Source organism: Marinobacter sp., from assembly GCF_041686475.1.
In the GTDB taxonomy this organism is placed as follows: Bacteria; Pseudomonadota; Gammaproteobacteria; order Pseudomonadales; family Oleiphilaceae; genus Marinobacter.
The window spans coordinates 45,656-63,965 of the sequence record NZ_JAWLDU010000004.1 but is presented as its reverse complement, the minus strand read 5'-3'; the positions used below and the strand labels follow the sequence as shown (position 1 = coordinate 63,965).

Sequence of the window (18,310 nt, the reverse complement as noted above, 5' to 3'; positions counted from 1 at the left end):
ATTTCTCCCCTGTGGAACTTTGCAGCTCTGCTGGGTCATAATCCCTTTTAATTGTCCAACTTGATAACCGGAGATAATGAATGAACGGAATAATCCGGAACGCCGCACTGTCCATCCTGGCCATGTCTTTCGTGGTTCAGGCCAGCGCCGCCACCTGGGAGGAAGGCAAGCATTATCAGGAGCTGGATAGCCCGGTAAGAACTGCCAGTGATGAAGGTGTCGAAGTGGCGGAAGTGTTCTGGTATGGCTGCCCCCATTGCTATACGTTCAAGCCGCTGATCGAGAACTGGGTTGAAAACAGTCCGGAGTATGTCAACTACGTAAACATTCCGGCCGCCCTGGGCAGTTCCTGGGAGCCTCATGCCAAGGCTTTTTACGCGCTGCAGACCATGGGTGAGCTGGACAAGGTGCATGATGCTCTTTTCAAGGCTCTGGCGGATGAGCGCAAGCCCTTGAATTCAGGTGAGGCCCTGGCGGATTTTGTGGCAAATCACAATGTGGATGGCGAGGAGTTTCTCAAAAATTACAACAGCTTCGGTGTGAATGCCAAGATGCAGCAGGCCCAGTCCAAGATCCGTGGCGCGCGCGTAACCGGCACACCGACTATGATTGTTAATGGTAAGTACCGGATCACGGCATCAATGGCCGGCGGACATGAAGCGGTACTGGAAGTTGTCGATTACCTGGTCGAGCAGGAGCGTGCCGGTCAGGGCGAGTAATTGCATTGGCCCGGTCAACCGCCTGTGACCGGGCCCGACACTGAATCAGAGCTGCCAACACAATGTATAACCGTATCCGCAAGCAGCTGAATGGTATTCTGAAATCAACGGATGGCCCCCGCGGGACCTGTTCTGGTGATGATCATGTTCCGGAGTTCGAGGCCCATCGTCATATCAGGCTGCTGACGTTCAATATCCAGGTTGGTATCAATACATCCTCCTATCGTCATTACGTCACCCGCAGCTGGCAGCATTTCCTTCCCCACAGCAAGCGAATCCAGAATCTGGACCGTATTGCCACACTGCTCAGAAATTACGATGTGGTTGCTTTGCAGGAATGTGACGGTGGCAGTATGCGTAGTGGCTATATCAATCAGGTGCAGTACCTGGCCGAGGCGTCAGGCATTCCCTACTGGCATCAACAGCTCAATCGCAACCTGGGGCATCTGGCACAGCACAGCAATGGCCTGCTCAGCCGCTACCGGCCGCTGGATGTAACAGAGCACCGGTTACCCGGCCTGATTCCGGGCCGGGGCGCTATCGTTGCCCGTTACGGGGTAGGGGAAGATCCGCTGGTTCTGGTGATGATGCACCTGTCGCTGAGCAAGGCTGCGCAACATCGCCAGCTGGCTTATATCCAGGAGTTGATTGCGCAATACCAGCACGTGGTTCTGATGGGTGATCTCAACAATCACGCGGAAGAGCTGCTCAGCAATACGCCGCTTAAACATTCGAACCTTGTGCCGCTGCCTGACACCGCCCACAGCTTCCCCAGCTGGCGCCCCGAGCGGGCACTGGATCATATCCTGGTGAGCCCGAGCCTGGAAATAAGGCGTTCAGAGGTCGTGAGCTACCCGGTATCGGATCATCTGCCGATCGCAATGGACATCAAACTGCCCCAGGGCTATCTGGAAACCTTCTAGCGCCAGGTGTCCTGATCTCAGGCATAAAAAAACCCGGCCGTGGCCGGGTTTTTTGTGGTCGCCATAATCTTACTTGATCTTGGCTTCCTTGTACGCAACGTGCTTGCGGACAACCGGATCATACTTTTTGATCTCGATTTTTTCCGGGGTGTTACGCTTGTTCTTGTTGGTCGTGTAGAAGTGACCAGTGCCTGCTGATGAAACCAGCTTGATTTTCTCGCGCATGATGCGGCTCCTTAAAATTTCTCGCCGCGGGCACGAAGATCGGCCAGCACAGCGTCAATGCCTTTTTTATCGATAACACGCATACCCTTGGTGGATACGCGCAGCTTTACGAAACGTTTCTCTGATTCAACCCAGAAGCGATGATTCTGCAGGTTGGGGAGAAAACGACGACGTGAGTGGTTCATCGCGTGAGAAACGTTGTTACCGGTGACCGGTCGCTTACCGGTAACCTGACAGACTCTGGACATACTTGCCTCCGACCTGAGCTTTGGTCCTGAAAATGCGTATTTAATTCGTTTAATTGCGTCTCTGGTTGCTACCTGCGCCTCAAATTTGCACGCTGCTCGCCAGACGCCGCCAGAAAGGGACGCTTTTATACCAGAACTGCCGCCCCAACGCAAAAAATTGTTGGGAATTTGGCCAGTTTCCCGATGAAACCCGATCCGGTTTACATCAGCCCCCGTTCAGCCAGAGATATTACCTCACCATGGCCGACAACCATATGGTCAAGAACCCTGATATCCACGAGGCCCAGCGCCTCCTTCAATCGTCTGGTCAGGGAAATGTCGGCCTGGCTCGGTTCTGCCACACCGGACGGATGATTGTGAGCGAATATCACCGCCGCTGCATTGAACTCCAGGGCCTGCCTGACGACTTCCCTGGGGTAGACGGCGGCTCCGTCTATCGTGCCCCGGAACAGTTCCCGGTACTGGATGACCCGATGGCGGTTGTCCAGAAAAAGCCCGGAGAAGACTTCATGGGGGTAGGTGCCAAGCCGGCTGCAGAGGAAGCGCCGGGTATCTTCCGGGGAACGTAGCGGGTCACCCTGGCGCAGGGGCTCGTCCATTACCCTGCGGGCCATTTCCATGGCTGCCTGCACCTGGGCGTATTTTGCTGTGCCCAGGCCCTTTACTTCGCAGAATTGCCGTCTGGAGGCGGTTATCAGGCCTCGCAGGCCGCCGAAAGCTTCGGTGAGATGACGGGCCAGTGCCATCACCGGCATGCCTGCGGTGCCGGTGCGCAAAAAAATTGCCAGTAGTTCGGCATCAGAAAGACTGCCGGCACCGTGGGCGAGCAATCGTTCCCGTGGTCGTTCGTCGTTGGGCCATTTGTGATCGGGCATGAGAATCCTTTCCTTGATGGTCTGCGCTTCCTGCGCCTGTGCCGTCGTTATCGATAACAACGGTATCATAACGGCACAATTCTACCACGCCCGACAGGCTGCCGGCAGCGTTCTGGCATGCTATCTTATAAGCCTTTCATTTTGTGACGGATACGGAGCCGCTATGGCCGCTAAACGAATCCTGCTGGGGGTGACCGGTGGTATTGCCGCCTATAAGAGTGCGGAGCTGGTGCGACTGCTGAAAAAGTCCGGCCATGAGGTCCGCGTGGTGATGACCCGGGGTGCAGAGGCTTTCGTGACACCACTGACCTTCCAGGCACTGAGCGGCGAGCCGGTCAGGACGTCTCTGCTGGATCCGGAAGCAGAGTCCGGGATGGGACATATCGAGCTGGCGAAGTGGGCGGATCACATAGTGGTTGCTCCGGCCTCCGCCGATTTCATTGCCCGTCTGGCCCAGGGTATGGCAGATGATCTGCTGACTACGTTGTGTTGCGCCACAGAGGCGCCCATTGCAATAGCCCCGGCGATGAACCAGGCCATGTGGAGTAACGGCCGCACGCAGCGCAACATTGCGCTGCTGGAGTCGGACTCCCAGGTCAGCCTCTGGGGGCCTGCCCAGGGTGATCAGGCCTGTGGTGATGTCGGCCCCGGCCGAATGCTGGAGCCCGCTGCGCTGAACGATATGATCGGTGGGGCCGCCCGTGGCCCGCTCACCGGAAAGCGGGTGGTAATAACGGCCGGTCCTACCCGGGAACCCATCGATCCGGTTCGTTACATCAGCAACCACAGCTCCGGTAAAATGGGTTATGCCCTGGCTGCTGCTGCCCGGGCTGCCGGTGCCGATGTGGTTCTGGTCAGCGGCCCCGTGGCGATTGCTGCACCATCCGGTGTGGAGGTCCGCGGAGTAATGACAGCGCAGGAAATGCTGGATGCAGCCGGCAAGGCAGTTGATGAGGGCTGTGACCTGTTTGTTGCCACGGCAGCAGTGGCGGATTATCGCCCTGATACCTGTGCCGATGACAAGATCAAGAAGTCTGACGAAAGTATGAGCCTGTCGCTGGTGCGCAACCCCGACACCCTGGCTACTATAGCGGCCCGGAATGATGCCCCGTTCACCGTTGGCTTTGCCGCAGAAACCCGAGATGTTGAGCACTACGCCCTCGACAAGCTGACACGGAAAAAGCTCAATATGATTGTTGCTAACGACGTTTCAGCGCCGGGGCTCGGTTTCAACAGTGACGACAACGCCGTCACTGTGTTCTGGGCCCAGGGTCGGGAGGCTATTGGCCCTGCTCCGAAGGCGATCCTTGCGCAACGGCTGATCGCCCTGATGGCAGATGAACTTACCAAGCAGGCTGGCCCGGCCGGCACTCTCTGACAAGGAAAACCGATGACCCGAAAAACGTTTCAGGTACGCATTCTGGATGACCGGATTGGTAATTCCGTGCCGTTTCCCCAATACGCGACCGAAGGCTCCGCCGGTCTGGATCTGCGTGCCTGTCTTGATGCCCCTGTGACCCTGAAGCCGGGCCAGACCGAACTGATAAAAACCGGCCTTTCAATACACATTGCTGACCCGTCGCTGGCAGCAATGATCCTTCCCCGCAGCGGGCTCGGACACAAAAACGGCATTGTGCTGGGTAATCTGGTAGGGCTGATTGACTCCGATTACCAGGGTGAGCTTATGGTGTCCTGCTGGAACCGCGGGCAGACCGAATTTACCGTTGAGGTAGGTGAACGCATTGCCCAGCTGATTCTGGTCCCCGTGGTGCAGGCAGACTTTGAAGTAGTGTCGTCTTTTGATGCCAGCCAGCGCGGAGACGGCGGATTCGGCTCAACGGGTAGCCGCTGAGATTGCAGGCGCAGAACAGTGTTCAGGGTCTATACTCCCCTGATAAATGAAGAATCCGGGCGAAAATAACACCAGCAGGATGGACTATGAAGCTTGGCAGGAAGAAGAACTCTGAAGAGGCTGCACCTGATACAAATCAAGACAGGAAACCAGCAAAAAAACAGAGCAAGGACAAAAAAACGGCCAACGGCCCCCGCCATAAACGGTTAAGTTCTGTGTCGATCGCCCAGGCTCTGGTTGTGGTCATAGCGGGCGCCATATCAACGGCGCTGCTTTATTTCGTGCTTGCGGAGCCCTCCGAGGGCCGTCGCTTTGAAATGCAGGCCGCACTTGAAGCAGATACGGCAGCCATCAGGTTCAACCAGCAGCTGTCGTTGCTGCAGTCTGCGGTGGAAGGCATTTCCACCCAGGATCATGTTCTTGCGGCGTTGCGTGGCGAGACCTCCAGGGGCGATGTCGCGGCGGGTCTTGCTGGTACCCTGCCCGGAATAGAGGCGGTATATCTGTTCCCATACGGTGACATCCCCCGTAGCGCCAGCGAGACCACCCTGGGCTTTGCCGGTCTGGATCTGGCACGGCGTGCGGAGACCGGCCAGAGACTGTATCCGGATGCCTTCCCGCGTGACGGGCAATGGTACCTGCAGATGGCCGCCCCTGTTCGCAATCCCCAGAGCCGTGCCGTTGCTGGCAGTGTACTGGTGGTTTTCGACACCACTCAGCTGCAGCCATTGATGTCTGGCGTCAATCAGGAACTGGGTGGGCAATTCTCCCTGGTCCAGTCCGTTAACGGTTCAAACCGCACCATTGTCAGCCAGGGTAGCGGGAATGGCCCGGTCCAGGCTCGTGATCTCACCAATCCGGACTGGGAGCTTCAGTATCGGCCGGCCTCTTCCCCGGCTCCGCTGTTCAGCAGTGTGCTGGTGATTCTCCTGGCACTGGTTCCTGCGGTAATAGCGGCGATTGTTGTCTGGCTGCTTCTGGGCAATGCCCAGAGAGGCCTGCGCCAGGATGTTACCGTGCTGATCCAGTGGGCACACAAGGTATTCGGTGGGGAACGGATCAAGCCGCCCTCTCTGAAGTGGGACATGGTGGCGTCTACCGCTGAAGTGCTTCACCGGCTTTCGCAGATGGTCGAAAAGCGGGTTGCCAAGGCGGGAGAAACGGCACGCCCGAAACCGGCCAGTGCTGGCCAGGCCGCCAAACCGGCGGCCGATGAGCCCCTGTTCCAGGACAAGGACATGCTCGACATTGATATGCTGGACGGTGACGACGATGTGCTGGGCTTTGGAGGTTCCGGCGGCCCGGAAGATACGCCGGAGGTAGATGAGGTTCGTCTGCCGGAAGCCGAGGTTTCCGACACCATATTCCGGGCCTACGACATACGTGGCATTGTTGGCGAAACCCTCACGCCCGATATCGTGACAGTGATTGGTCAGGCCATTGGCAGCGAGGCCATAGCGCGCGGCGTTGACAGCCTGTGTGTTGGCTACGATGGTCGTCATTCCAGCCCTGAGCTTGCAGATGCCCTGGCCGCGGGAGTTATGGCCAGCGGCTGCAATGTGATTCATGTGGGCGCGGTACCGACCCCAGTGCTCTATTTTTCAACCCATGAGCTGGATACCGGTTCCGGGGTCATGGTGACCGGCAGCCACAATCCGGCCAAATACAACGGTCTCAAGATCATGCTCGGGGGCGAAACCCTGTCCGGTGATGCCATTCAGAAACTGTTGCAGCGAATCCGTACCGGTGATTTTGCCAGTGGGCAGGGTGCCCAGTCCTCTGAGGACGTTCGCCGCGCCTACCTGGATCGCATTGTCGGAGACATTGCGGTTGCAGCCCCTCTCAAGGTGGTACTGGATGCCGGTAACGGCATTGCCGGTGAGCTGGCTCCGTTACTGGTTGAGGAACTGGGCTGCGAGGTGATCCCGCTTTACTGCGAAGTGGATGGCAATTTCCCCAATCACCACCCGGATCCCGGAAAGCCGGAAAACCTGGCGGACCTGATCGATCGGGTGAAAACCGAGGGCGCCGATATCGGGCTGGCCTTCGACGGTGATGGCGACCGCCTGGGTGTAGTGACCAATTCCGGAAAGATCATCTGGCCGGACCGTTTGCTGATGCTCTTTGCCCGGGATGTGGTGTCACGCAATCCGGGTGCGGATGTCCTTTATGACGTGAAATGCAGTCGCCGCCTGGCAGGGGTGATATCCGAAGCCGGTGGGCGACCGATCATGTGGAAGTCCGGCCATTCCCTGATGAAGGCGAAAATGAAGGAAACCGGCGCCCTTCTGGCAGGGGAGATGAGTGGCCACATCTTCTTTGGCGAGCGCTGGATGGGATTTGATGACGGCCTTTATTCCGCGGCCCGGCTGCTGGAGATCCTGGGTATCGAGGATCGCCATTGTGATGAAGTCTTCGAGGATTTTCCTGAGGACATCAGCACGCCGGAACTGAATGTGGACGTATCGGAAGACACCAAGTTCGATCTAGTGGAACGTCTCGGCAGGCAGGGCGACTTTGGCGACGCCAACATCAGCACCATCGATGGAGTCCGCGCGGAATATACCGATGGCTGGGGATTGTGTCGTGCATCAAATACCACGCCGGTGCTGGTACTCCGTTTCGAGGCGGAAACCGAGGAAGCTCTGGAACGCATCAAGGTTGTTTTCCGGGAACAGCTGCAGAAAGTGGCACCGGATCTTGTCGCGGATTTCTGACAGCTCTGGAATAATCGTGGCACCAATGATGGGACATCTGACTAACAAGGCAATGTGAATGGCTCTGGATCGTGAAACAGCAATGCAGGTTTCGGCAGTACTGAGTAAGGGCCTGCCCTATATTCAGCGGTTTACCGGCAAAACAGTGGTGATCAAGTACGGCGGCAACGCCATGGAAAACGAGGAGCTGAAAAGCAGCTTCGCCCGGGACGTCGTACTGATGAAGCTTGTGGGCATCAATCCCATTGTTGTGCATGGTGGTGGGCCTCAGATTGGCGAACTGCTGGACCGGCTCAACATCAAATCTGACTTTGTAAACGGCATGCGGGTTACCGACAGCCAGACCATGGACGTGGTTGAAATGGTCCTGGGCGGCCAGGTAAACAAACAGATCGTCTCCCTGATCAACCGCCATGGGGGCACTGCCGTGGGCCTGACGGGAAAGGATGCAAACCTGATCCGTGCCCGTAAGCTGGAAGTCATGAATCGCTCTCCTGAACTCGAGCGCCCGGAAATTATTGATATCGGCCACGTGGGTGAAGTCGACAGTGTGAATGTCGAAGTCATCGACATGCTCACACGCAGTAATGTAATTCCCGTTATCGCACCCATTGGCGTTGGCCCGGATGGTGCGTCCTACAATATCAATGCAGACCTGGTGGCCGGCAAAGTGGCGGAAGCCATGAAGGCTGAAAAACTGATCCTGTTGACCAACGTTTCCGGCCTCAAGAGCAAGGACGGCAAGGTGCTGACCGGGCTGACCGCAAAACAGGTCAACGAGCTGATTGAGGATGGCACCATTCATGGCGGCATGCTGCCGAAGATTCGCTGCGCCCTGAACGCGGTGGAAAACGGCGTTCGTACCTCTCATATCATCGACGGCCGTGTGGCCCATGCGACGTTGCTGGAAATATTTACCGATGAGGGTGTGGGTACCTTGATCTCCCGTAACTGATGACGCCAGAGAGGAACAATTGATGAAGCGCCTGCTCACCTTTCTGGTTGTCCTGGCCCTGATTGGCTATCTGTCATTCAAGGGGGCGGTCTGGTGGCTGGCGGACCAGCGCTTGTCCGAAGCCCGCAAAGCGTTGGAAGACGTTGGCGTCATCGACCGGGGCGAGATCCGTTCAGGTATCGATGGCCAACTGGTGCTGGGGGATGGCAGTTACCAGGATTACCGTCTCACCCGGCCGGTGGAGTTTGACAGGGTGATGTTCAACGCCCATTCACCGCTGGCATTGCTGACGGCCCTGGTGAATCCGGCAGACCTTCCCGGGCAGTGGTCCCTACAGGCAGAGAACCTGCGCCTGATGCTGGACACCAATATGTTCCGCAACTGGGTGACGGCAGGCAGTGTCATGACGCCAGCTTTGTTTTCACCTGTTTGCGGCCCAGATCACCGCCAGCATCTTGGTAGCGGTGACCTGCTTCGGCTCGGTGTATCCGGTGTGTCGGGCGAGGCTCTGGTCATCCAGGGTGCTGACGGTCTTTACGGGGAACTGACCACCGTCAACGCAGGAAGTGTGGAAGTGGACTGGCCGGGTGCAAGGCTCAATCTTGTGGATCTTCCGGGCATTGCGGAATCATCTTCGTCGGCCATGATCGTAACCCTGAGGGACGGGGGCCTGATGCGTCGGGTGGCGGCCTACTGTTCCCGGGAATCTGGAGTGGAAACTGCTGAATGGGCCAGTATCGTTATGGACACTTTCAGCGACGCACTGCGGACCCGGGGTTTCAGTGCCAGCGAACAATTGCTGGCACTGTATCGGCAGTGGCTGACCGAAGGCGGCGAGCTGACCCTGGAGCTTGATCCGTCAGCCCCGGTTTGGGGCGTGCCAGTGAAGGTGGATGGTGCAGCCACCGACGACAGCCTGAGTGTCCGTTACAACCGCTCGGAAGTGCCGGATGTTTATCTGACTCGCGTCGAGCCAGAGTTCCCGGAACAGCCCGAAGCCATGCTGGAGCCGATTGTTACCGGAGGCAACGGTGATGACGGCACCAACATCGTTGCCGGCTGGAACCCTGCTGACAGGGAGGAAGCCGATTCCTGGATCGGGCGGACGGTGAGAGTCACCCTGGAGAATGGTAATGTTGTAGAGGGTCGTCTGGTGAGCGTGGACGATTCGCGGATGGAAATCGCACGGCCGGTCGAGGGCGGCGAGGTAGCCTACCCCATTGCCATTCGGCTGATTGCAACTTTTGAGGTCTGGCGTCGCGGCCAGGCCCGCTAGCCCGGAGACGGGACGGAGAATTTTCTATGTCCGGATCCACACAACACCTGCCTGGCATTCGTGAAATGCTCACGAAGCTGATCTCCCAGCCTTCGATAAGCAGTGCCTCGGCCGAATGGGATCACAGCAACGAGCCGGTTGTGCGCACACTGGCGGAATGGCTGGAGCCGATGTGCTTTAACGTCGAGTTGCTTGAAGTTCCGGGCATGCCCGGAAAATACAACATGATCGCCACCCTCGGCAGCGGTCCCGGCGGTCTGGTGCTCTCCGGCCATACGGATACGGTGCCCTTTGACGACAAACGCTGGCAGAGCGACCCGTTCACCCTGACCGAGCGGGATGACCGCTGGTACGGTCTGGGCACCTGCGACATGAAGGGTTTTTTCCCGCTGGCCATCGAAGCGGCCCGGGCCTTCATTGGTGAAGAGCTGAAGCAGCCGCTGATCATCCTGGCCACTGCTGATGAAGAAAGCTCCATGAACGGTGCCCGCGCACTCGCCGAAGCCGGCCGTCCCGGGGCCCGCTATGCAGTGATTGGCGAGCCCACCGGCCTCAGGCCCGTGCGCATGCACAAGGGCATCATGATGGAGCGGCTGGTATTCGAAGGCCAGTCCGGTCATTCTTCAGACCCGTCCCTGGGCCGCAATGCCATGGAGGGCATGCATGAAGCACTGGGCGAATTGCTGGCCCTTCGGTCCGGCTGGCAGGCGAAATACGCCAATCCCAACTTCAAGGTCCAGGTGCCCACCATGAACCTGGGCTGCATCCACGGCGGCGACAACCCCAACCGCATCTGCGCCCGCTGCGAGTTGCACTTTGATTTGCGACCCTTGCCGGGCATGGACATGAACGCACTGCGCCAGGAGATTCTCCACAAGCTGCAGCCACTGGCGAAAAGCCGCGAGCTCTCGATGGAATTTGAGCCGTTGTTCGATGGCGTTCCACCATTCGAAACGCCAGCCGATGCTCAGTTGGTGAGGGCCTGCGAAAAGCTGACGGGCCACACGGCGGAGGCAGTCGCATTTGCGACGGAAGCCCCGTGGTTACAGAAACTGGGACTGGAAACCCTGGTCATGGGCCCCGGTTATATCGACCAGGCCCACCAGCCGGATGAATTCCTGGAGCTGTCCCAACTGGATCCGGCCGTAAGGATCCTCAAGGGACTAATCAAAGAGTTCTGTCTTTAACCTCGGGGAAGACTCCAGAAGCTGAAGACTCGCAGGAGAAGAGTTTGAAATCGAACGAATGGTTGCATGGGTTCCGTCACTCATCGCCTTATATAAACGCTCACCGGGGTCGCACAGTTGTGTTGACCATTGGGGGCGATGCGATTGCCCATGGCAACCTGATCAATATTATCCATGACATCGCATTGCTCAGCAGTTTAGGTATCAAGCTGGTGGTGGCGTTTGGCGCCAGGCCACAGATTCAGTGGCGGCTGGACAATGCGAACGAAGAGTCCAGTTTCCATCGAGGATTGCGGGTAACACCAGAGCAGCAGTTGCCACTGGTGCTGGAGGCGATCGGTGGTTTGCGGGCGTTTCTGGAGAGTCGGCTCTCCATGGGTCTTGTGAATTCGCCGATGCACAACGCCCGGATCAGGGTAAGCAGTGGCAATTATGTCGCTGCACGGCCTGTAGGAGTGCTGGACGGAATCGACTTCGGCCACACCGGCCGGGTGCGCCGGGTGGATGTCGGCGGTATCGAGAAGCTGTTGGAACTGGGCCATATTGTATTGTTGCCGCCGCTGGGGTATTCGCCCACCGGTGATGCGTTCAATCTGTCCTATGAAGACGTCGGGGGCCAGGTTGCCGCTGCATTGCAGGCCGAGAAGCTGATTATGTATACCGGGAACCAGGGGCTGTTGGATGATGACAGCCAGCTCATGCGGGAACTGTCTGCCCGGCAGGCCTCTGACCGGCTGGCGGCCGGTATGGTCCACGGACACGACGGCGATCTGTTGCGGGCGGCCTGCGATGCCTGTGTGCGGGGCGTGCGTCGGGCTCATATCATCAGCTATGCCGACGATGGCGCGCTGCTTGAAGAACTCTTTACCCGGGACGGTTCCGGCACTCTGGTCAGCAGTGATAACTATGAGCAGATCCGTCAGGCCAGGGTGGAAGATATCGGTGGCATACTGGAACTGATCCAGCCACTGGAAGAGCAGGGGGTTCTGGTGCGTCGTTCCCGGGAAATGCTGGAGACGGAGATTGGCAGTTTTGTCGTGGCCGAGCGGGACGGCACAATTGTGGGGTGTGCGGCGCTATATCACTATCCGGATGAAAGTGCCGGTGAGCTGTCCTGCTTCGCAGTGGACCAGGCCTATCGCCGTGCCGGGCGCGGAGACGAGATTCTGGCCATGATCGAGAAGCTGGCGAAAGGGCAGGGCATCCAGCGGTTGTTTGCGCTCACCACGCAGACGGAACACTGGTTCCGGGAACGGGGTTTTCAGCCGTCAACCGTGCGTGAGTTGCCCGGGCTCAAGCTGGCGTCGTACAACTCCCAACGCAATTCAAAGGTCTTCGTTAAAGTTCTGGCCTAACCTGGCAAGGGTCTTTTGCCGGTTCCCGGGTGGCTGCCCGGAAAGGTTTTCGACCGCTGCATAGAAGGCTTTGAAATCGCCATCATGATCGCGGATCATTTGCCGGAAGGCCGGCACATGCTGGTTGTACTGACTGAACAGTACCAGGTTGGCGTTGTTCAGCTCCGTGGGGTTCTCTCCGAAGGGGCCGGGCTGGTTCCAGTCCGCTGACATCGCCTGATAATCATCCTGCAGTTTCCGGAATACCTCCGCTTTTTGTTGCCGGAGCTCAGCCTTGGGCCGTGTGTGCTGTTGTACGTAGAGCGCCTCCAGTTGCGCCGTTGCCGCAGTCACCAGTGCCAGGGTCTGGTTGCGTTGGCGGAGCCGCTCCAGGGCCCTCTGGAAGCCGTCCTCGTCATCCTGCTGATTCAGCCACAGCCGAAGGCCTTCCAGTTCAACAGCCGTGGCAAAACTCTCGTTGAAGGCCGTGTCGTCGTCAATATAAACCACGCGGTGGGCCAGTTCGTGGAACATGAGGGCCACCATGCGGTTGTCGGGCAGGGAGGTAAAACCGGAATGCAGCGGGTCATCAAACCAGCCCAGGGTTGAGTAGGCGGTGACACCGCCGATAAAGGTATCGTAGCCCTCGTCCTTGAAGTACTGTTCTTCCTCCTGCGCCTCCTCCAACTGGTAATAGCCACGGTAAGCCTGGCAGCCAATGACCGGATAGCACCAGCGATGAGCCTGGAGCGAAAACTCCGGAGCAGCCACCAGGTTAACCACTACCCAGGGGCGTCCCAGTTCGGCATAGGTGGAAAAGGCATCGCCGACGGGAAGGGCGAGCTGGTTTTCGGCAAATTCACGGGCTTCCTGTGCCACGCTGAGCTTCTGTCGCAGATCCGTTGGCGTTGATGGTGCATCGAGCAATCGGGGTACCGGTTGCGTCGACATCATCAGTGACAGATGACCACTGACGGCCTGGCTGTAATAGCCTAGTGTCGTACACCCGGAAAGTGTCGTTATCAGTAGCGTAACGAGATAGATCTGACTAAGCTGTGTCATGGTTCTGGCTGTTATTTTGTTGCTGGCTGACAAGTATGTCAGGGGTTATATTACAGCTATGTTCCCCCAAGTAGCAGGTAGCTGTCGCTGCCTTTCAGGGATACCGGCCGGTGACCGGGGCAGTTTGCATAACCGGGCCATCAGGCTTCGCCAGATATCAGGTAGTTCATGGATCCGAAAGAACGTCGTTCGAGCCCCCGCCAACCGATCAAGCTTGCTGCCCAACTCGATGTTGGTAATGGCGAAAATCTGCCTTGCCAGATTGCAGACTTTTGTGCCGAAGGCCTGTTTGTACGGTATTCCGGGGAAACGTCGAAAAAGCTCGATCAGGTGCTTGCGCGTAATACGCCAGAACTGGTGGTCCGCTTCCGCAGCCCTGATGGCCGTAAACGCCACGAATTGCACGTAAACGTCATGCGCCGGATAGAGGGTGCCATGGGCGTGGAGTTTAGCCGCTCCAATCCCGAGGCCGTAAACGCCATGCTGGAGCAGTGTGGCGCCAACCGTAATCAGGACCGGGCCTCGTTGCCCGCCCCCAGCGACAAGGTTCAGTTTGTTCTGCACCAGTCAGCCAAGGCGGTTATACAGTACATAGAGCCGTTAATGGATGCCTGCTTCGTTCAGATGATCAAGGGCCTGCGTGAATCGGCCCAGAGAGCCGTTAACGATCAGCAGGCGAACGAATTCATGGATGCGTCGGGACAGCTACAGGCGCGCCAGCGGATCATATGGCATCAGATGGCCAGGAGCCTCGAGTCACCTCTCAAGCCCGCACCCAAGGGTGCGCCAGGGGCGGAGCTGTCGGTGGTCGATAAGGGCGAGTTCGAAGACTGGCTGACGATACGCGTGATGGTAACCAAGGCGGACACCCAGTACCGGGGCGATCTGCTTCAGCTCAAGCTGCGTCTGGACAAACTGGGAGTGGCGAATTCCACCGGGCACCACAATCCCTTGGGGCCGTCATTGATCTGCGAATCCTTCCATTCCGGGTTGAGCCTCCTCAAGGCCGACAGGGAGGTGGAAAAGGTCTGCCTGAAAGTGTTCGAGAAGTCGGTACTGATGCACCTTGGCCCCCTGTATCGGGAGCTTAACAATATCCTGGTTCGCCATGGAATATTGCCAGACCTGGATCTGAGTAAGTATCTGAGCGAACAGGCGCCGGCGGAAAGTGGAGGTGACGCTAAAAAGCCAGAGCAGGCGCCCAGGCCGGAGGTGCCGGAGCCAGTGACTTCCGGGCCCGCCAGCGAGGCACAGAGCCCCCAGCGAAAACCGGCGAGCGCCCCGGCACGGAACTCGGCCTCAGAATTCCGCGGCTATGCAGCCGCCGCGCAGACTGCGTTCGCCACCGTGAAGAATCTGCTTGGCACCCTGAGTGCAAGCCGCCAGGCCCGTGGAGAGTTGGCTCCGATGGAGTTTTCAGCCGGTGCCAGAGAATTGTCTGCCGGTGAATTGCAGAAGCAGCTTCAGGAACTTCAGCTACAGGCTGCAACCGCCAGTCCGGAACAGCCGTCCCTTCGTGAGCGAGTTGTGGAGCGGGTTCGGGAGAGTGGCGAACACGCCCTGGCTGAACAGCAGCAAAGCACTCTGGACGTGGTGGACCGGTTCTTCAGCAGCGTGGTTGAAAGCCCGAAGCTCAGTGAGTATGCCCAATCGCGGATACGCCAGCTGGAAGTGCCTGTGCTGAAAGTGGTGATGCGGGACCCGGAGTTCTTTGACGATCAGGACAGCCCGGTGCGCGGAGTCATGAACCGGCTGGCCCAGCTGGGTGTCAAGGGCGGTCGCATCAACCCGGTGGTGCAGCGGCGGGTCGATGAACTGGTGCAGCGCATTGCCACCGATTTCGAGCAGGACACCGGGGTGTTTGAAAGTGCGATGCAGGAGCTGGATGGCCTGATAGATCGCCAGAATCTGGTATATCGTCGCAACGTGGAGCGTGTTGCTGCCGCTGCAGAAGGCGCCCAGAAGGTGTCCGAGTCCAAGAAGGCAGTTGCGGAGACGCTGGAACAGAAACTGGCGGGCCGGAAGGTGCCCAAGGCGGTGGTCAGCCTGCTGGAAGGAGGCTGGCGAGATCTGCTCTCGCTGACCTGGATTCGCCAGGGGCAGGACAGCCCGCTCTGGCAGGACTATCTGTCCGTTATCGATTCGCTGATGACCTTTGCGGATGACCCCCAGAACACCATCAATCTGCCGGAGTTATTGCGGGTTATCCAGGACGGCCTTGCCTCCATATCCAGTAACCATATGCCGTCTTCGCAGATTCGCGATGAGCTCAAGCAGTTCCTGGTGCGCAGCCCTGAAAGCGCGCCTGATATGGTGGAAATCCCGCCAGCCAAAAGCGAAGACGACAAGAAACAGGCACTGTCCGAGCGCGAACAACGCAGCCTGCAGCGCTGGATCAATCGTGTCCAGCAGCTGCGCACCGGTGACTGGCTGAGGGATCAGGAGAAACCGGACGAGCCGCAGTATATTCGCCTGGTCTGGGTGGCCCGGGGGTTCAGCCGTTTTGTGTTCGTTAACCACCAGGGCATGCGTGTTGTGGAGCTGGACCTGGAAGCACTGGCCCAGCAGATGCGCAAGGGCATTATCGTTCCGGACAGCCAGTACGAGCGGCCACTGGTGGATGAGAGCATTGACCGCATGGTGCGCAAGGTATACGACCAGCTGTCCTGGGCCTCTACCCACGATGAACTGACCGGGTTACTGGGCCGCCGTGAGTTCGAACGTATGCTGGAACAGCAGCTGGCTCGACGCGAAGATGAACGCGCACTGGTGCGGCTTGACCTGCGCCAGTTCCGGCTTCTCAATGACACTGCGGGCTACCAGGCCGGGGACGAGGCATTGCGAATGGTTGCGGACGTGCTTCGCAGCCATGTGGGGGACGGCATGCCGCTGGCGCGGCTCTCCGGTAACGAGTTTGCCCTCATGTTGCCGGCGGAAACGGCCCTGGATGCAACCCGCGGCATCGTATCGGCAATCGAGGCTATAGACTTCAGCTTTGAAAGTGGCAGTTATCACCTCTCGGCCAGTGCCGGTCTGGCAGAGGAGATGCCGGCCCTGGCCAATGCCGAACGCTGGCTGAAAGCGGCGGAGGAAGCCATGAAAGCCGCCAAGAAGCGGGGCCACGGCAAGGTCATGGAATATTCCCTGGACGCTCAGGATCACGCCCGCCAGGAGCAGATTGCGGCCAAGGTTGCCAATCTCGGGGATCTCAACGAAGAGCGCATGTTACTGCGGTGTCAGAAGATTATTCCGCTTCACCCCCATGCCACCATGGCGGCACAGTACGAGATTCTCATCAGCATGTACGATGACGCTGGTCATCTGATTACCGGCAAGGATTTCGTGCGCATGGCAGAGCGCTATGACCGCATGCAGGCAGTGGATCGTTGGGTGGTGGGGCAGATGCTGGACTGGCTGCGGGACAAGGCACCAGATCCCCATCACATGGGAGGTATCTGTATTAACCTGTCGGGGCATTCGCTGAATGATCAGCTGTTGATGGAGTTTATCTACGACAAGTTGAGCCAGAAGGATGCCCCCATTGAAAGGATCTGGTTCGAGATTACCGAGGCTTCTGCCATCAACGACCTTCAGGGTATTTCCGAGTTCATTGAGGAAATGAAGGAGTTTGGTTGCCGCTTCTGCCTGGGCGATTTTGGCAGCGGGCCCACGTCCTTCCAGTTCATGCGAAGCCTGCCGGTAGACTTTATCAAGCTGGACAGTGCGTTCACCGGCCAGCTGGATACCAGTGAAACGGATCGGGCCATGGTGAAGTCGATGGTGGACATGGCCCACTACATGAAACGGGAAGTGATTGCCTCACAGGTTGAAAACCGCGGGGTTCTGGATATGCTGACGAGTCTGGGCGTGGATTATGCTCAGGGTTTCATCATCGAAAAGCCGCGGTTGCTCAGCAGCCTGGACTGACTTTCCGGACCCCCTGTTATGTCAAAGCGTCATCCGATCATTGCGGTAACCGGTTCGTCCGGTGCTGGTACCACGACCACCGGCAGGATATTCAGCCGCCTTTTTGCCGGTGAAGGGCTTGCAGCCGCCATGGTCAGTGGTGACAGTTTCCATCGCTATAATCGTGAGCAGATGGCGCGCCTTGCCGCCAAGGGTCAGTTTGGTGAACGCAATCACTTTGCGCTGGCTGCAAACCACATCGACAAGCTGGAAGCACTGTTTTACGACTACGGCCATACTGGTAACGGGCAGTTCCGTCAGTATGTTCATGATGAAGATAGTCAGTTGGTGGAGGCCGGCCACAAACCCGGTACCTTTACCCCCTGGGGGCCGCTGGCACCGGATACTGATCTGCTTTTCTACGAAGGCCTCCATGGCGGGGTGATCAGCGAGACCTACAATATCGCCCAGTATGTGGATCTGTTGGTGGGAGTTGTCCCCATCGTCAATCTTGAGTGGATCCAGAAAATCCATCGCGACACCAACAAGCGTGGCTACTCACAGGAAGCGGTAGTGCAGACCATCGTTAATCGCATGGACGACTATGTGCACGATATTGTCCCGCAGTTCACCCATACCCATGTTAATTTCCAGCGCATCCCCCTGGTAGACACCTCCAATCCGTTTGTCGTCCGGGATGTGCCTACCGAAGATGAAAGCCTGATTGTTATTCACTTCCGTGACCCGTCAGACGTAGACTTTTCCTACCTGTTGCAGGTGATTGCAGGCAGCAGTCTATCCCGTCATGACACGCTGGTCATTCCCGGAACCAAGCTGTCACTGGCCATGGACCTGATCATGCGGCCGCTGGTGTCGGAACTGATTGCCCGCAAACCTTTCGCCTGATCAGGCCGTCAGGCGACCGTTTGGAGCCCGCGGTGAGGATGGGACGGGAAACCGGCAATATAGTCCTGGGGCTGGTCGGAGCCGAATTCGTCCAGCATCAGGAACGGGTCCAGACGGATGTTCTG

Annotated in this window: 16 protein-coding genes; 11 read left to right on the top strand and 5 right to left on the bottom strand. The window is 58.1% G+C overall.

Annotation, left to right across the window (positions count from 1 at the left end; genetic code table 11):
* Window positions 1-80: 80 nt before the first annotated feature.
* Both ACESMB_RS02015 and ACESMB_RS02010 read left to right on the top strand, forming a co-directional pair.
* Complete coding sequence (locus tag ACESMB_RS02015) at window positions 81-719, top strand: thiol:disulfide interchange protein DsbA/DsbL (RefSeq protein ID WP_372924988.1); 639 nt, start codon at window positions 81-83, stop codon at window positions 717-719.
* A 62-nt stretch (window positions 720-781) separates the two neighbouring features.
* Window positions 782-1,642 carry an endonuclease/exonuclease/phosphatase family protein gene (locus ACESMB_RS02010; protein WP_372924987.1) on the top strand — a complete coding sequence of 287 codons (861 nt, stop codon included), beginning with the start codon at window positions 782-784 and terminating at the stop codon, window positions 1,640-1,642.
* A gap of 69 nt (window positions 1,643-1,711) precedes the next feature.
* Here ACESMB_RS02010 and rpmG read toward each other — a convergent pair whose 3' ends face one another.
* From rpmG to radC, 3 genes are all read right to left on the bottom strand, one after another.
* Window positions 1,712-1,867 carry a 50S ribosomal protein L33 gene (gene rpmG, locus ACESMB_RS02005; RefSeq protein WP_007153739.1) on the bottom strand — a complete coding sequence of 52 codons (156 nt, stop codon included), beginning with the start codon at window positions 1,865-1,867 and terminating at the stop codon, window positions 1,712-1,714.
* An 11-nt stretch (window positions 1,868-1,878) separates the two neighbouring features.
* Window positions 1,879-2,115 carry a 50S ribosomal protein L28 gene (gene rpmB / locus ACESMB_RS02000; protein ID WP_027829915.1) on the bottom strand — a complete coding sequence of 79 codons (237 nt, stop codon included), beginning with the start codon at window positions 2,113-2,115 and terminating at the stop codon, window positions 1,879-1,881.
* 200 nt (window positions 2,116-2,315) lie between these two features.
* Window positions 2,316-2,990: a RadC family protein gene (radC, locus tag ACESMB_RS01995; protein WP_372924986.1), complete on the bottom strand. Its 675-nt coding sequence runs from the start codon at window positions 2,988-2,990 to the stop codon at window positions 2,316-2,318.
* 163 nt (window positions 2,991-3,153) lie between these two features.
* Here radC and coaBC point away from each other — a divergent pair, with 163 nt between their 5' ends.
* The 7 genes from coaBC to argA all read left to right on the top strand — a co-directional run bounded on the left by coaBC (window position 3,154) and on the right by argA (window position 12,332).
* Complete coding sequence (gene coaBC / locus ACESMB_RS01990; protein ID WP_372924985.1) at window positions 3,154-4,368, top strand: bifunctional phosphopantothenoylcysteine decarboxylase/phosphopantothenate--cysteine ligase CoaBC; 1,215 nt, start codon at window positions 3,154-3,156, stop codon at window positions 4,366-4,368.
* Window positions 4,369-4,380: 12 nt separating this feature from the next.
* On the top strand, window positions 4,381-4,842 hold the full coding sequence (gene dut / locus ACESMB_RS01985) for a dUTP diphosphatase (RefSeq protein WP_372924984.1): 462 nt from the start codon (window positions 4,381-4,383) through the stop codon (window positions 4,840-4,842).
* Window positions 4,843-4,928: 86 nt separating this feature from the next.
* Window positions 4,929-7,559, top strand: coding sequence for a phosphomannomutase/phosphoglucomutase (locus ACESMB_RS01980; protein WP_372970807.1), 2,631 nt, complete (start codon window positions 4,929-4,931; stop codon window positions 7,557-7,559).
* A 58-nt stretch (window positions 7,560-7,617) separates the two neighbouring features.
* A complete protein-coding gene (gene argB, locus ACESMB_RS01975; RefSeq protein ID WP_372924982.1) occupies window positions 7,618-8,514 on the top strand; it encodes an acetylglutamate kinase in 897 nt (298 codons plus the stop codon).
* A 22-nt stretch (window positions 8,515-8,536) separates the two neighbouring features.
* The gene (locus tag ACESMB_RS01970) at window positions 8,537-9,790 is read left to right on the top strand and encodes an acetylornithine deacetylase (protein WP_372924981.1); all 1,254 of its coding nucleotides are present in this window, start codon (window positions 8,537-8,539) and stop codon (window positions 9,788-9,790) included.
* Between the two features lie 26 nt (window positions 9,791-9,816).
* Complete coding sequence (gene argE / locus ACESMB_RS01965; RefSeq protein WP_372970806.1) at window positions 9,817-10,977, top strand: acetylornithine deacetylase; 1,161 nt, start codon at window positions 9,817-9,819, stop codon at window positions 10,975-10,977.
* Window positions 10,978-11,021: 44 nt separating this feature from the next.
* A complete protein-coding gene (gene argA / locus ACESMB_RS01960; RefSeq protein WP_372924979.1) occupies window positions 11,022-12,332 on the top strand; it encodes an amino-acid N-acetyltransferase in 1,311 nt (436 codons plus the stop codon).
* On the opposite strand, the gene ACESMB_RS01955 is transcribed toward argA, so the two are convergent.
* A complete protein-coding gene (locus ACESMB_RS01955) occupies window positions 12,303-13,373 on the bottom strand; it encodes an aminopeptidase (protein WP_372970805.1) in 1,071 nt (356 codons plus the stop codon). The two genes, argA and ACESMB_RS01955, sit on opposite strands and share 30 nt — an antisense overlap.
* 168 nt (window positions 13,374-13,541) lie before the next feature.
* On the opposite strand from ACESMB_RS01955, the gene ACESMB_RS01950 reads away from it, so the two are divergent.
* Together ACESMB_RS01950 and ACESMB_RS01945 are read left to right on the top strand one after the other, a co-directional pair.
* Entirely contained in the window at window positions 13,542-17,300 is a 3,759-nt protein-coding gene (locus tag ACESMB_RS01950; RefSeq protein ID WP_372970804.1) for a DUF1631 family protein, read from the top strand.
* An 18-nt stretch (window positions 17,301-17,318) separates the two neighbouring features.
* Window positions 17,319-18,185: a phosphoribulokinase gene (locus ACESMB_RS01945; protein ID WP_372970803.1), complete on the top strand. Its 867-nt coding sequence runs from the start codon at window positions 17,319-17,321 to the stop codon at window positions 18,183-18,185.
* Between the two features lie 8 nt (window positions 18,186-18,193).
* Here the strand turns inward: ACESMB_RS01945 and ACESMB_RS01940 are convergent, their stop codons facing one another.
* The gene (locus ACESMB_RS01940; protein ID WP_411288278.1) at window positions 18,194-18,298 is read right to left on the bottom strand and encodes a pirin family protein; all 105 of its coding nucleotides are present in this window, start codon (window positions 18,296-18,298) and stop codon (window positions 18,194-18,196) included.
* Between the last annotated feature and the right edge of the window lie 12 nt (window positions 18,299-18,310).